At 64.1% G+C, this 14,301-nt stretch carries 12 protein-coding genes, 1 pseudogene and 1 riboswitch; of the genes and pseudogenes, 7 read left to right on the forward strand and 6 right to left on the reverse strand.

Features of this window, described 5'->3' with window-relative positions; genetic code table 11:
* Positions 1-118: pseudogene (locus AACR77_RS17720) on the forward strand (GNAT family N-acetyltransferase); the annotation flags it as partial.
* A 60-nt stretch (positions 119-178) separates the two neighbouring features.
* A complete protein-coding gene (locus AACR77_RS17725) occupies positions 179-514 on the forward strand; it encodes a DUF3802 family protein (protein WP_010674366.1) in 336 nt (111 codons plus the stop codon).
* 302 nt (positions 515-816) lie between these two features.
* Here the strand turns inward: AACR77_RS17725 and msrA are convergent, their stop codons facing one another.
* Complete coding sequence (gene msrA / locus AACR77_RS17730) at positions 817-1,449, reverse strand: peptide-methionine (S)-S-oxide reductase MsrA (protein ID WP_042883100.1); 633 nt, start codon at positions 1,447-1,449, stop codon at positions 817-819.
* Between the two features lie 252 nt (positions 1,450-1,701).
* Between msrA and argA the strand changes: the two genes are divergently transcribed.
* On the forward strand, positions 1,702-3,030 hold the full coding sequence (gene argA / locus AACR77_RS17735) for an amino-acid N-acetyltransferase (RefSeq protein WP_041215931.1): 1,329 nt from the start codon (positions 1,702-1,704) through the stop codon (positions 3,028-3,030).
* 109 nt (positions 3,031-3,139) lie between these two features.
* Positions 3,140-3,365: riboswitch (Lysine riboswitch) on the forward strand.
* An 87-nt stretch (positions 3,366-3,452) separates the two neighbouring features.
* The gene (gene lysC / locus AACR77_RS17740) at positions 3,453-4,805 is read left to right on the forward strand and encodes a lysine-sensitive aspartokinase 3 (protein WP_010674363.1); all 1,353 of its coding nucleotides are present in this window, start codon (positions 3,453-3,455) and stop codon (positions 4,803-4,805) included.
* A 114-nt stretch (positions 4,806-4,919) separates the two neighbouring features.
* Here lysC and AACR77_RS17745 read toward each other — a convergent pair whose 3' ends face one another.
* Entirely contained in the window at positions 4,920-6,014 is a 1,095-nt protein-coding gene (locus AACR77_RS17745; RefSeq protein WP_010674362.1) for a hypothetical protein, read from the reverse strand.
* 251 nt (positions 6,015-6,265) lie between these two features.
* Between AACR77_RS17745 and AACR77_RS17750 the strand changes: the two genes are divergently transcribed.
* Positions 6,266-8,536: an LTA synthase family protein gene (locus AACR77_RS17750; RefSeq protein ID WP_042883102.1), complete on the forward strand. Its 2,271-nt coding sequence runs from the start codon at positions 6,266-6,268 to the stop codon at positions 8,534-8,536.
* 482 nt (positions 8,537-9,018) lie between these two features.
* On the opposite strand, the gene AACR77_RS17755 is transcribed toward AACR77_RS17750, so the two are convergent.
* Positions 9,019-9,336, reverse strand: a complete 318-nt coding sequence (locus AACR77_RS17755) for a heavy metal-binding domain-containing protein (protein WP_010674360.1) — start codon at positions 9,334-9,336, stop codon at positions 9,019-9,021.
* A gap of 230 nt (positions 9,337-9,566) precedes the next feature.
* Here AACR77_RS17755 and AACR77_RS17760 point away from each other — a divergent pair, with 230 nt between their 5' ends.
* Together AACR77_RS17760 and AACR77_RS17765 are read left to right on the forward strand one after the other, a co-directional pair.
* A complete protein-coding gene (locus AACR77_RS17760; RefSeq protein WP_052224825.1) occupies positions 9,567-10,169 on the forward strand; it encodes an OmpP1/FadL family transporter in 603 nt (200 codons plus the stop codon).
* Positions 10,066-10,764: an OmpP1/FadL family transporter gene (locus AACR77_RS17765; RefSeq protein WP_197055503.1), complete on the forward strand. Its 699-nt coding sequence runs from the start codon at positions 10,066-10,068 to the stop codon at positions 10,762-10,764. The genes AACR77_RS17760 and AACR77_RS17765 overlap by 104 nt, the downstream gene beginning before the upstream one ends.
* A gap of 78 nt (positions 10,765-10,842) precedes the next feature.
* On the opposite strand, the gene AACR77_RS17770 is transcribed toward AACR77_RS17765, so the two are convergent.
* The 3 genes from AACR77_RS17770 to AACR77_RS17780 form a co-directional block, all read right to left on the reverse strand.
* Entirely contained in the window at positions 10,843-12,135 is a 1,293-nt protein-coding gene (locus tag AACR77_RS17770; protein WP_039038963.1) for an NAD(P)/FAD-dependent oxidoreductase, read from the reverse strand.
* A 74-nt stretch (positions 12,136-12,209) separates the two neighbouring features.
* Entirely contained in the window at positions 12,210-12,749 is a 540-nt protein-coding gene (gene ycfP, locus AACR77_RS17775; RefSeq protein ID WP_005331594.1) for an alpha/beta hydrolase YcfP, read from the reverse strand.
* Positions 12,750-12,933: 184 nt separating this feature from the next.
* Positions 12,934-14,301, reverse strand: a 1,368-nt coding sequence (locus AACR77_RS17780; RefSeq protein WP_042883104.1) for a M3 family oligoendopeptidase, incomplete at its 5' end; no start/stop codon positions are given.

Below are 14,301 nucleotides of genomic sequence, written 5' to 3' on the forward strand. Positions count from 1 at the left end.
GAGCGCCTTCAGCCTCGCCCTCTTCCTGCGTCACGGCTTCCTGCTGACCGGATTGGAAACCGTGGAGCGCGGCGGTGTCCAATTTATCCGCCATCGGCTCCACTGTCGCTTGCCATGACGGGTTCAGCCACTAAAATACGCACCATTTCCCCAAGGCAATGAAGAAAGGGCAGCCATCATGGTGGTAGAGAGCGACGGTTACATTGCGCTGATCGAGTATCTGGTAGAGAGTCTGGGTCTGTTCGAGAGCCAGCAACAAGGCGGCGGCGCCCAGACCATCGAGGATCTGGTGAGCAGCCGGGTGGCCGACAACCTGATGGCCATCTGCGAGCAGAACCCCCAGCTCGACCCCAAGGTGCGCTTCCTGATCATGCAGGAGGCCGATGCCGTGGTCGCCGACCTGGAAGAGGTGCTCTCCGCCGTCTGGTTGTCCGCCCCCAGCGAAGCCCAGCAAGCCTTCCTCATCGAGTTCATCGACCTCATCAAGAACCTGTTCGACAGCACCATCAGCTGACCCCTCCCCTGCCGTGACGGCAAGGGGACGAGATGCAATGAGGCGAGGAGTGGGCGGGACGCCCAATGAAAAGGGCCGCCTCATCGGGCAGCCCTGCTTGCTAGCATTGTCAATTCATCGCGCTTGTCAGAGTAATGAATTTCGGGGCAAAAAAATGTGTCTGGTCTTGGCAACCATCCGTGGTCGCTACCCTGTTGGTCAGCCAGGGTTCAGTTTAGTTCCCCACCTGACGCATTTTTTTCAATTATTTTTCATCACAATGACACGGGGGCCTGATGGCCCCCGTGGTATGCAATGACGCCTCAGCGATTCAGGCTGGGAGGCAGGCAGACGCCGATGCCCCCCAGGCCGCAATACCCCTCGGGATTCTTCTCCAGATATTGCTGGTGATAATCCTCGGCATAGTAGAAGGGGGCAAGCGGCAGGATGCGGGTGGTGATGGTGCGCCCGTCACCGCTCGCCGTCATGGCCTGCTGGTAGGCGGCCAGGCTCTGCTGGGCAATCGCCTCCTGGGTGTCGTCCCCGACGAAGATGTCGGAGCGATACTGGGTGCCGATGTCGCCACCCTGGCGCATCCCCTGGGCCGGATCATGGTGTTCCCAGAACAGCTTGACGAGATCCCCATAGCTGATGACCTTGGGATCGAACACCACCTGCACCGTCTCGGCGTGGCCGGTCAGGCCGCTGCACACCTCCTTGTAGGTGGGATTGGGGGTCAGCCCCCCCTGATACCCGGCGGCGGTGGAATAGACCCCGGGCTGCTGCCAGAACAGACGCTCCACACCCCAGAAACAGCCCATGCCGAACCAGGCAAGCTCCATCCCCTCGGGCCAGGGCCCCTGGGTCGGGTGGCCGTTTACTGCGTGCACCTGGCCAATCTCCAGCGCTTCCCGCCGTCCCGGCAGCGCCTCTGCCGGTGAAATAATCTGCTCCATATGCCCTGTCCTTGTATAAAACCCCGCGCAATGCGGCTGACGAAAAGGAACACCGAAGATATCAGGTTATTAGCCCGGATCAACCAGGGAGCGGCCCCCGGGGCGACCCTCCCGCCCTCGCCTGCGTCTTCCCCTCCCCACCCGCACTGGTCAAAATGGCGACAAAAAAACACCAAGTCGATATTTAGTCTTGATTTGTGAATTTATTTTCATATATTGGGCGAATTGCTGCTTTTTTATGGAATGAAACACGTGCGTGAACGCGAACCCAGCCTGGTCCATGCCTTTCGGCAATCCACCCCCTATGTCAATGTGCACCGGGGTGCCACCTTCGTCCTGATGATCGGCGGGGAAGCCATTTGTCACCCCAATTTCGCCAACATCGTCAGCGACATCGCCCTGCTGCAGACCTTGGGGATCCGCCTGGTGCTGGTGTTTGGTTCGCGTCCGCAAAATGACGAGGCCCTGGCCCGCGCCGGCATCCAGGCCCAGTATCACAAGCGGATCCGGGTCACCGACGATGCCAGTTTCGCCATCATCAAGCAGGTGTGCGGCGGTCTGCAATACGACATCACCGCCCAGCTCTCCATGGGCCTCGCCAACACCCCCATGCAGGGGGCCCGCATCAGCGTGGTGAGCGGCAACTTCGTCACCGCCCAGCCGCTGGGTGTGGATGACGGCATCGACTTCTGCCACAGCGGCCGGGTGCGTCGCATCGATGTGGAGGGGATCACCCGCCAGCTGGATCAGCACGGCCTGGTGCTCATCTCCCCCATTGGCTGCTCGGTCACCGGCGAGAGCTTCAACCTGAGCTCGGAAGAGGTGGCCCGCCGGGTGGCGGTGGATCTCAAAGCCGACAAGCTCATCTGCTTCAGCAGCACCCAGGGGGTCATGGACAGGCACGGGGAGGCCATCTCCGAGCTCTTCCCCGAGCAGGCCGAAGAGCTGCTGGTGGCGCTGGAGCAGGCGGGGGAAGAGATGTCAGGCACCGCCCGCTACCTGCGCGCGGCCATCGCCTCCTGCCGGGGTGGCGTGCCCCGCTCCCACCTGGTGAGCTATCAGGACGACGGCGCCATGCTGCAGGAGCTGTTCAGCCGCGAGGGGCTGGGTACCCAGATCGTGCGCGAAAGCGCCGAGCGGGCGAGGGCCGCCACCATTGAGGACATCGGCGGCATCCTGGATCTCATCCGTCCGCTGGAGGAGGAAGGGATCCTGGTGCGCCGCTCCCGGGAGCAGCTGGAGATGGAGATAGACAAGTTCACCATCATCGAGCGGGACGGCCTCATCATCGGCTGCGCGGCGCTCTATTGTTTCATGGAAGAAGCCATGGCCGAGATGGCCTGCGTCGCCATCCACCCGGAGTATCGCAACTCCAACCGGGGAGACACCCTGATCGCCAAGGTGGCCGAGCGGGCCAAGCGGCTCGGCATCCGTCGCCTGTTCGTGCTCACCACCCGCTCCATCCACTGGTTCCGGGAGCGGGGCTTCGATCCCCTGGAAGTCGAAGATCTGCCGGTGGAGCGCCAGCGCTTCTACAACTGGCAGCGTCGCTCCAAGGTTTTGTCCAAGACCATTTCGTAACTGATTGATCTTGTGCCTGGTTACCGTCAATTTTGTTCTTTTTTACGAACTCGATTGACAGTGCAATCCAGACCAAGGTATTTGTACATGCACGCCACCTGTCACAGGTGGCACCAGAAGAGGAGCGCTGCCCAGGCAGCCCAGGGGAGGACACCAGTGTCCGGTGAACTTGGGTCAGGGGGAGCAGCGCCGAGACGAGGCGAGTGACTGGACACCGCCACGTCGGCTGCGGGGGCTGAATCCCCCGGGTTGTCATCGGTAGTGGTCATCCCACACCGCGCCCCACCTTGGGGCGGGTACGGGATGGGCTCTGCAGGTGGAGTGCTTCTGGCCGGGATCCTCGCGTTTTCCTGCCATTTTTTGCCTCCTCCTCTCTATTTGCCCGATGAAACCGGATTTTCACCTTGAGACAGGAGTATGCAATGAACCCGATCAATGTCGCCAAGTTTGGCGGAACCAGCGTCGCCAATGCCGCGGCCATGAACCACTGCGCCGACGTGGTGCTGGCCAATCCGGCGACCCGGGTGGTGGTGCTGAGCGCCAGCGCCGGCGTCACCAACCTGCTGGTGAGCCTGGCTCAGGGTGAACTGGACGAAGCCGGACAGGATGCTCAGCTCGCCAGGCTTGCCGACATCCAGCTGGCCATTCTGGCCGCCCTTGGCAACCCGAGCGACGTGAGCGCCCTCATCCATGCCCAGCTTGGCGACATTCGCACCATGGCCCGCCAGGCCAGTCAGCACACCGACGCCGAACTCGCCGATCGCCTCATCGCCTGCGGCGAGCTGATGTCCACCCGTCTCTTTACCGAACTCCTGCACCAGCGCGGGGTCAAGGCCCAGTGGCAGGATGCGCGCCAACTGCTGCGCACCGACAGCCGCTTTGGCAAGGCCACCGTGGATCTCGCGGCGACCCGCGCCCTCTGCCAGCAGGCGGTGGGCCCGTTGCTGGGTGACAGCCTGGTCATCACCCAGGGCTTCATCGGTGCCGACGGCGATGGCCGCACCACCACCCTCGGCCGTGGCGGCTCCGACTACAGCGCGGCCCTCCTGGCCGAGGCCCTGGACGCAGGCAGCATCGAGATCTGGACCGACGTGCCCGGCATCTATACCACGGATCCCCGCCTGGTCACTCGCGCCCGCCCCATCCCCGAAATCAGCTTCGTGGAGGCGGCGGAGATGGCCACCTTCGGCGCCAAGGTGCTGCACCCGGCCACCCTGCAACCCGCGCTGCGCCAGGACATCCCGGTGTTCGTGGGCTCCGCCAAGGATCCCGCCGCCGGTGGTACCTGGATCCGCGCCACCACCCGCAGCAACCCGCTGTTCCGGGCCGTGGCCCTGCGCCGCCAGCAGGTGCTGGTGACCCTGCACAGCCTCAACATGTTCCACGCCTACGGCTTCCTGGCCGAGGTGTTCGGCATCCTGGCCCGTCACCGCATCTCGGTGGATCTCATCACCACCTCCGAGGTGAGCGTCTCCCTGACCCTGGATCACACCGGCAGCCAGAGCAACGGCGAACCCATCCTGAACGACAAGGTGCTGGCGGAGCTCGGCCAGCTGTGCAAGGTGGAAGTGGAGACCGGCTTCGCCCTTGTGGCGCTCATCGGCAACCGCATGAGCGAGGCGGCCGGGGTAGGCAGCCAGGTGTTCGACGCCATCCGCGAGCACAACATCCGGATGATCTGCTACGGCGCCAGCGCTCACAACCTCTGCTTCCTGGTCAAAGAGGACGAGGCGGGCCACATCGTCAACTGCCTGCACCGGGAACTGCTCGACTGAGTCGCCCCGGCGCTGGCACACAACGAGCCTCCTCCGCCCCATCACCCGGGGCGGCCTTCCCCACTCAGCAAAGAGGGGCGCCGCGGCGCCCCTCTTGTCACTCTTCTTTCACCATCAGCTGGTGACCAGGGTGGCCCGGGTGGGCAGCAGATTGGCCCGGATCTGCTCGCGCAGCCCTCCCAGCCGTTGCAGCAACCCGGCCTGACCGAGCCCCGCTTCGTCAGGGGCCAGATTGTCCACCAGGGCCGGGAAGTGCTCCCGTACCGCCTGCTCCAGCCAGTCGAGGCGGCGCAGGGTGAGCGGGCCGCAGCTCTTTCCGCTGAGGTCGTCCAGGATGTCGAGCCGATGGCTGCGGTACATGTCGCGCCACCAGTTGGCCGCCAGCGCCTCGTCGCTTGCCAGCGCCGCACTCCACTCCCCCACCAGTCCCTGCATCCGCGCCAGCACGGGGGCGCTCGCCCCCTCCCGCGACAGGTATTGCAGCTCTCCCCTGGCCCAGGCGAGGCAGAGCTCGCGCCAGCGGCGAAACAGCGGCAAGGGATCCGCCTCGTCCAGCCAGAGCCCGGAGAGGGTGCGGGTTTCCAGCCGCTCAGGCACATGGAAGTCGGGATCGGTGAGGCCGTTGGAGTTGAACTCGTGCAGGGGATCGAAGGGCCACATGTAGCCAAAATCGAACACCGAGATATGCTGGCCGTCATCCAGCAGGTTGCCCGGGCTCGGATCCCAGTCAAACCAGCCCCAGCGGGCCAGCTCCGCCTCCACCGCCAGCATCTGCGCCAGGTTGCGCTCGCAGAGCGTGCGCACCGGCTCCCCCCGCAGCCAGGGGGAGACCAGCACCCCGGCCCGGGCGGAGCCGAAACTGGTGCAGACCACGTTGGAGAGGATGGTGGGGTGCAGCTCCCGCAGGCTCTCTATCTCCCGACGCCGCTCCAGCTCGGTGAGAAAGGCGGTCTTGCCGTCCACATTGGCCACCAGAGAGTCCTGGCGGCAGCGTTTCAGGCACCAGTGGTGCCCCTCCACCTTGAGATGGAACACCTCGGCGGTGAGCCCGTGACCGTAGACCTTGACGACGTCCGGGTGATCCTCGGTCAGCCGGACGAGCTGGGGCAGCGGCAGGGGGCAGTCCCGCTCCCGCCCGATCCGGATCTCTTCTTTGCTCTCCAGCATCTGGAGCAATCTGGCCTGACGCGCCGCAACTTTGGGATTCATACATGTACCTCCAACCGTTACTGAGAGACTAAACAGCGCCCCCCTCCCAGACCAGCGGCAAAGGCTCATGATGACGCTTTCATCACAGAATGAGTGCCCCTGGCGGATCGGGATCACAAATTGCTTCACAGTGCTCATCACGGAATATTCATCTTGTTGTCATTAAATTGACATCAAGGAACAAGCCACGCACCATCGGGTCAAAATAGAGGCAGTCGTCGCTGCCATGACCGCTCCAAGGATGAGCCCTTATGAATGCCCCCGTCACCGGCCACCGCCCCGCCTCCCAGCCCCTGGCCGGGCTGTTGCTGGGTCTGCTGACCGCCCTGCTGCTGCTGACCCTCGCCCTGCCGCTGCTCAACCCCGTCAGCTGGCTCGGGCGTGCCGCCCCCCTCATTCTGGGCCCGGCGGATCAGCCCATCGCCACCCTCCATCGCTACAGCCTGCTCTACAAAAGTGACAACCGGGGCTTCTATCTGGTGGTGCGCAGCCAGTGGCAACTGCTCAAACCCCTGCAGGAGGGGGACAAGGTGCGGGTGGAGCTGCTCAACGACAAAGGGGTGCGCATCGATCAGCTGAGCCAGGCGGTGGACAAGCGCCAGAAGTGCCGCAAGGAGCGCTGCACCCTGAGCCTCAACAGCGCCCTGCGCGCCCCCGACGACGCCCTGGACAGCCGCTACCAGCTGCGCATCGGGCTGCTGCTGGCAGACAGGCCGGAGAGCGCCGAATACAGCCAGATCCTCCAGACCCTGCCGGAGCGCGGTTTCAACCTCCTCTACCTGATGACCAGCCTGCTGCTGGTGCTGCTGGTGAGCGCCGCCGTGCTCAAGGCCCTGCTGCCGCGGCTGCGCCGAAGCTACCGCGCCCGGGTGGCAGGCAGCCTGCTGCTTGGCAACCTCACCTTCGTGCTGCTCCACGGCTTCGTGGTGTTCAAGCTGGGGGAATTCCTGTTCTGGTCGGGCTTTCGGCCAGAGCACTACTACCTCGCCTGGGGCAGCATGGTGCTGGGCTGGAGCCTCTGCGCCCTCGCGGGCTTCAGCCTCTATATGGGGCTGCTCTTCACCGCCCTCTCGGGCATCGGGCTGCTCGCCAACTTCATGAAGATCGCCATCTACGGGGTGCCGCTGGGGGGGGACGATCTGGGCAACCTGCTGGCCCTGCTGCACATCCTGCTCGATCAGCACCCTGTGGTGCCGGTGCTCGTCGTGCTGGGGCTCCTCTTTCTGGTGTGGCGCTTCGCCCTCTCCCGCTGGATCCTGCGGGGCTTGCTGCGCACCGCCGCCGCCACCGCCGCCTTCTTTGCCCTCTGCGTGTTCGCCACCCAGACCGGCAACAAGCTGCTCGGGGCCAACATCCGCTACGTGGACAGGGCGGTGAACTACCACAGGGACATCATCCGCGCCGGCCCCGGCCTCTACCTGTTCAACCTGGTGGACGAGATGCTGCAAAGCGGCAACGTGTTTCGCTACCCCTTGCAGATCAACGAGCGCACCCCGGAGCTGAGCCTGCCCGCCCAGCCCAGGGCTCCCCGCTTCGATCTGGTGATCGTGCTGCAATACGAGTCACTCTGGCTTGACTGGCAGGGCCGTCTCTGCGCCCCCGCCCCCACCTTGAGTCTGCCCGCCAGCGTGGCCCAATGGCGCAAGACCATCCACTCCCCCACCACGGGTGGCATGACGGTACTGGCGGAGTTCGAGATGAACACCGGCCTGCCGGTGGGCCTGCTCAAACAGGGGGTGGTGCCCTACTACTACCTCTCGGACAAGGTGCCCGGCCTTGCGCGCAGCGCAGCCCAAAGCGGCTACCAGACCCTGTTCGCCCACCCCTATGTGGAGAAGTTCTGGGGCCGCGCCAAGGCGATCCCGGCCCTCGGCTACCAGGAGCGCTGGTTCGATACCCGCTTCACCGCCCTCGAGCACAAGGGGCTCTACATCTCCGACGATGCCCTCATCGATCACCTGCTCAAACGCAGCAACCAGGACGATCAGCCCCTGTTCGCCTACGCGGTCACCATGCAGGGGCACGGCCCCTTCGACGGGGATCGCTACCGGGCCCAGCAGCGCAGCGGCGCCTGCCCGGATCAGAGCCCGGCGGATACCCAGTTGCTCAACACCTACTACACCGGGGTGGTGGATGCCATGGCCTCCCTGGAGCGGCTGCTCAAGACCCTGGACAACTCCGGCAAGCGCTACCTGGTGGTGGCCTTCGGGGACCACCAGCCCTTCCTGATGTCGGCCGGCAAGGGCATCCACGGCGCCAAACCGCCACGGGATGCCAGCTACCAGATCCCCATGATGGCCTTCACCCGGGCCGGGGACGGGCTGGATCTCGCCCGCCAGTTCGACCCGGTGCGCCAGCTCTACCAGATGGGCCAGGCCACAAGGCAACTGCTGGCGGGGGACCTCACCCCCATCCGTGACCAACCCCTGCTCCACCCGGTTCTCGGGGAGGAGAAAGGCTTCGACCCCTCTCCCCTGGTGCCGCAGATCCGCGCCAGCTTCCGGCCCGATGCATTGCCCTGATCGATTGAGACACGAGGGACACAGATCCTTGCAACACCTTCCGGCCCGATGCCCTGCCCTGATCCGCAGCGAACTAGCAGACGACAAAGAGGTCGCCCGGGCGGCCTCTTTTTATGGGCGGGATGCGAGAACAGTGCCGCCTGCACCTCGCCATGTTCGTCCCAACCTGGGCTCTACGACCCATGACAGGTCATTTTTTGTTTAGACATATCAAACGATAACTCATTATCGAATAGTAAAATTGAACAACTTTGCCGACCTTCAGGCCCTGTGCCCCCCCCCCATGTTCCCGCACCTTCTCCGGGCCGGGCCGCTTTTTCTCTCATTCCCGACCAGCCCAGAACCATCGGGGCATTCGATACGTTCAGGCCTTGAGCCCCACTCACTTGCACCCACCTTTGCGCGCCACACCCAACAAAAAGCCGACCTAGGGGTCGGCTTGTGACGGGGCGTTTGGCCATGCAGGGCCGGACGCTGGCGGGCTAGATCACCACGGCGGTGCCGCTGATGCTGACCATCAGCATGCTGCCGTTCTGGCCCACCACCTCGTAGTCGATGTCGATGCCCACCACGGCGTTGGCCCCCAGCGCCTGGGCACGCTCCTTGAGCTCCTCGAAGGCGATCTCCCGGGCCCGGGCCAGCTCTTTTTCGTAGGCGCCGGAGCGACCGCCGATGATGTCGCGGATGCCGGCGAACAGATCCTTGAAGATGTTGGCGCCGAGGATGGCTTCGCCCACGACAATGCCGCGGTACTCGCGAATGGTCTTGCCTTCCAGGGTGGGGGTGGTTGAGAGGATCATGAGGTCTCCTGTGAGTTGAGCTGGGTGCGCGAAGCACCGTTGCCGTCATGGTAGCAAGGTGTTGGCCAAAGCATAAGCCCGGCGTGGCGGGGCGCCCCGTGCATCGTGCCCGCCACGCTCATCAAGGTGCCATCTATACTGCCTGTGTCGTGCCACTTTCCCCGGGAATGCAAGGATGGGCACCGACGCTGGGGAGAGGGCTTCTCAGCCACGATGAAAGAGGGACCTTGATGAAACGGACACTGCTGCTGTTGCCCCTGACCGCCATGTTGAACGCCCCCGCCGAGGGGGCCGGTCTCTACCTGTACGAAACCGGCACCAATGATCTCGGCCTGGCCGCCGCCGGCATGGCCGCCAGGGCCCAGGATGCCACCGTGCAACTGGTGAACCCCGCCGGCCTGACCCGGCTGGAGGGGCGCCACCTCACCCTCGGCGGGCAACTGCTCTACGGGGACCTGCCCTACGATCTGGACGATCCCGCGAAGGGGGATGTCGATACCGTCGTCGGCTGGTTCCCCGCGGCCTCCGCCTACTACAGCCAGCAGCTCGATGATCGCTGGTCGGCGGGCCTGGCGCTCTATGGCAACTTCGGGCTGGGGCTCGATTTTGGCGACTGGGCTGGCAAGCAGCTCATCAAGAAGGCCACCCTGATCGGCCTCACCCTGCAACCATCCATCGCCTATCGCCTATCGCCTCGACGAGCACTGGTCGCTCGGGGCCGGGGTCGGCATCAACTACGGCCTGTTCTCCCTCACCCGGGAGGGCAGTGGCGGGGAGCAGAAGCAGGACGACGGAGACTGGGCCCTCAATGCCAAGCTGGGGCTCCTCTATGAGCGCAATCCAGAGACCCGATTCGGGCTCGGCTATGCCAGCGAGGTGACCTACCACTTCGCCATCGACCGCACCATCACCTTCTCGCGCCCCAACCTGCCCGGCATCAGCGCCACCCTGCCCCTGTCCGGCATGGTCAACAGCCCCCAGCAGCTGATGGTGAGCGCCTTTCATACTCTGGCCCACGACTGGGCCATCATGGGCAATCTGGGCTGGCAGGACTGGAGCCGCTACAACGACAACGAAGTCACCATCTTTGACCGCACCGCCCCGCAGAAGGGGCTCTATCAGGGCAGTTACCACCTGGCGCTCGGGCTCCAGCACGCGCTGACGCCCCAATGGACCCTCAATGGCGGCGTAGCGTACGACACCAGTGCCTACCGGGATCAAGATCACACCTCCCTCACGGCGCCAAGCGGCAGCGCGTTGCGGCTCGGCACCGGTGTCACCTATGCGCTCACCCCTCAGGAGACCCTGGGAGCCGGGTTTGAGTACATCCACATGGAGAGCGCCAGCGTCGATGAGCGGGATCTCTCGGGCCGCTACCCCACCCCGGCCCTCTACTTCTTCGCCCTCAACTACGGCAGACGTTTCTAGCGTCGGCCCGCGTCGGCCATAAAAAAAGGAGAGGCAAGCCTCTCCTTTTTGATGTTCGCAGCGGCAGCCGCCATGCACTCAGTGCAGCTTCATGCTCGGGCGCAGCACCCGGTTGATGCGGCCCACCAGCATGATGAGGCCGGTCTTGATGTAGCCGTGCAGGGCGACCTGGTGCATCCGGTAGAGGGAGATGTAGACGATGCGCGCGATGTAGCCTTCTACCATCATGGAGCCGCGCATCAGGTTACCCATCAGGCTGCCCACGGTGGAGAAGCGGCTCAAGGAGACCAGGGAGCCATGATCGTGATAGCGGTAGGGCTTCATCTCGCCGCCGTTCATCTTGGCCAGGATGTTCTTGAACGCCTGGGTCGCCATCTGGTGGGCGGACTGGGCGCGGGGCGGCACGAACTTGCCGTCCGGCTGCGGGCAAGCGGCGCAGTCGCCGATGACGAAGATGTTCTCGTCCCGGGTAGTCTGCAGGGTCTCGTGGACCACCAGCTGGTTGATGCGGTTGGTTTCCAGGCCCGCGATCTCCTTCATGAAGTCCGGCGCCTTGATGCCCGCGGCCCACACCATGAGGTCTGCTTCAATCAGCTCCCCATCCTTGGTGTGCAGACCATCGCTGGTCGCTTCGGTGATCATGGTGGCGGTGCGCACGTCCACGCCCAGCTTCACCAGCTCCTGATGGGCGGAGCCGCTGATGCGCTCCGGCAGGGCCGGCAGGATGCGGGGGCCCGCTTCCACCAGGGTCACCTTGAGACTGTCGGTGGTGAGGTTCTTGAAGCCGTAGGCGTAGAGCTGCTCCACCGCGTTGTAGAGCTCGGCAGAGAGTTCGACGCCGGTGGCGCCGCCGCCGACGATGGCGATCTTCACCTTGTCACCGGGCTGGTATTCGGTGGCGAACTGCAGGAAGCGGTTCATCATGCTGTTGTAGAAGCGGTGCGCCTGGGAGGGGCTGTCCAGGAAGATGCAGTGATCCTTGATGCCCTTGGTGTTGAAGTCGTTGGAGACGGAGCCGATGGCCATCACCAGGATGTCGTAAGCCACTTCCCGCTCGTTGACCACCAGGGCGCCGCTCTCGTCGTGGATCGGCGCCAGCACGATGCGTTTCTCGTCGCGCTTGATGTCGGTCAGGCTGCCGAGCTGGAATTCAAAGCCGTGGTTCTTGGCGTGGGACTGGTAGCTCAGGGCGTCGATGCCCGCATCCATGGAGCCGGTGGCCACTTCGTGCAGCAGGGGTTTCCACAGGTGGGTGCGATTGCGATCCACCAGGGTGATCCTGGCCTTGTTCTTCTTGCCCAGCTTGCGGCCCAGGCTGGTCGCAAGCTCGAGACCACCGGCGCCACCGCCTACAACGACAATATTCATCATGATGATTTTCCTTGGTTCCTCAAAACGAAAGGGAGCCATTGGCTCCCTAAAACGAAATCGGTTGACGTGATGGCTCAGGCTTCTTTGAAGGCCTTCATCCGTTGCAGATGGTGCGAGATGTTCTTGAACTTATGGGTCTCGCGCTCATCCCATACGATGTCGTAATAGTTCTTCAATTCACGTTCAGTGTCCCGATTATCGCGGATTTCATCCTGAACGGAAAGGATGCACAGGCAGTTTCCTGAATTTTTATTACGAAATTCGGTTACACACTTGGTGCCGATGTCCTCGTACTCCTCCGGCCTGTCGATCTTGCCCTGCATGTTCTCTTCCGGGTGCAGATTGGGGTTGAAGACCACCTGCTTGATGCCGCACAGAAACCCGATCCGCTCGCTCCAGTAGCCACCCAGGCCCACGCCGCAGATGAGGGGTTTGGGATCGGTGCTCATGTCGAGCTGCTTCTTCACTTCCTTGAGCAGATGGCTCATGTCGTGGCGGGGGTGAACCGTGCTGTAGTGCACGAAACGCACATCATCATCGATAAACTGCAACTGCAGCACTTTTTCATGATTGCCGGGGCTGGTGGCATCAAAGCCATGCAGATAGATGATCATGGACAAGACCTCAAAAACTGTGTCGGTTCTATCGAAACTACCCCAGCGACAGGGCCTTGCGCCACCAAAACATCCCACTTTCTTGCTTTGGATCACGCCCCTTCGGGCCACCAAACAGCGCGCCGGGGCCGCTGTGGCAGCGCCATGCCCCGGCGGGACATGGCGCAAACCGGGTCTGGCGAGGTTAACTGCCGCACTGGGCGAAGCGCGCCACCGCCGCTTCCACCAGGGCCAGGCTCCCCTGCCAGAAGGCGGGTTTTCGAATGTCCTGCCCCAAATGCCGTTCGACCAGTTCTTCGGCGCTCATGCGACCTGTGTCTCGCAGCAGGGCGCGGTAGGCCTTCGCCACCCCCGCCTCCCCTGCGGCCTGGCGGCTCATCAGCTGCTGATAGACCCCGAGGCTGAACAGATAGCCAAAGAGGTAGGGGTAGTTGTAAAAACCGAAGCCCGCGATGGAGAAGTGCGCCTTGGCGGCCCAGAACAGGGGGTGATAACGGTCGAGGCTCTGCTCGTACCAGCGCCCCCAGGCCTCGTCGGTGAGCCCCTTGAGCCGGGCCGACAACACATAGCCCTGCTCGCGCTCGGCCACCAGGGCCCGCTCGAAGTCGAAACGGGCCGGGATGTTGACCAGGAAGGTGGCGGCGCCATCGGCATCCGCCCAGGCGATGGCCAGACGCTCCTCGGCGCTTCGGGCCTGCTCGTAGAGGGCGCTGCGCACCAGGGTCTCGGCGAAGATGGAGGCGGTCTCCGCGAGCGTCATGGGGTAGCTGCGCTGGCTCATGGGCAAGTCGCGGATGAGCCAGTTGTGCCAGGCGTGACCGAGCTCGTGGGCCAGCGTGATGACGTTGTCCATGGTGCCCGCATAGGTGATGAAGACCCGCGGCTCCACCGGCTCGGCAAACTTGGTGCAATAGGCCCCGGTGCGCCGGTTGGGGGTGGGGGCGGCATCAATCCAGCCGCGCTCGGCCATCATGCGGGCAAAGTCCCCCATCTCGGGGTCAAAGCGCGCGAAGGCCTGGGCGATGATGTCGACCGCCTCCTCGAAGGGGATCTCCCGGCGGCTGGCGGCAGGGGGCGGCGCAAAGAGATCCTCCGGCCCCAGCACCTCGAGGCCGAGGTGACCGGCCATCAGCCCCAGGGCTCGCTGGCCCAGATGGCGGGCCTGCCAGGTCTCCGCCATCAGGGTATCCAGGGTCGCCCGCTCGATGTGGCTCTGGTGGCAGGAGAGATCCAGGGCATCGAGGCGCCGGTGTTTGCCGCGCTGGCGCGAGAGCTCCAGGCGCCAGCCGTTGAGGGCGTTGAGGATGGCCGCCACCGTCTCCTGCTCCCCTTCCCAGCCGGCGCTGATGGCATCGAAGGCCTCTTTGCGCAGGGCCCGATCCGGGCTGGAGAGCAGGTTGCTCGCCTCCGCCAGCCCCATCTCGCGACCCGCGATCACCAGCCTTATCTTGCCCACCAGATCGTTGTAGAGGTTGCCCCAGGCGTGCAGGCCGTCGGTGCCAAGGCCGATGACCAGCTGCTCCGCCTCCACCGGCAGCCGCTGATCCTGCAG

Source organism: Aeromonas sp. ZOR0002 (assembly GCF_963866995.1).
GTDB lineage: Bacteria > Pseudomonadota > Gammaproteobacteria > Enterobacterales > Aeromonadaceae > Aeromonas > Aeromonas caviae.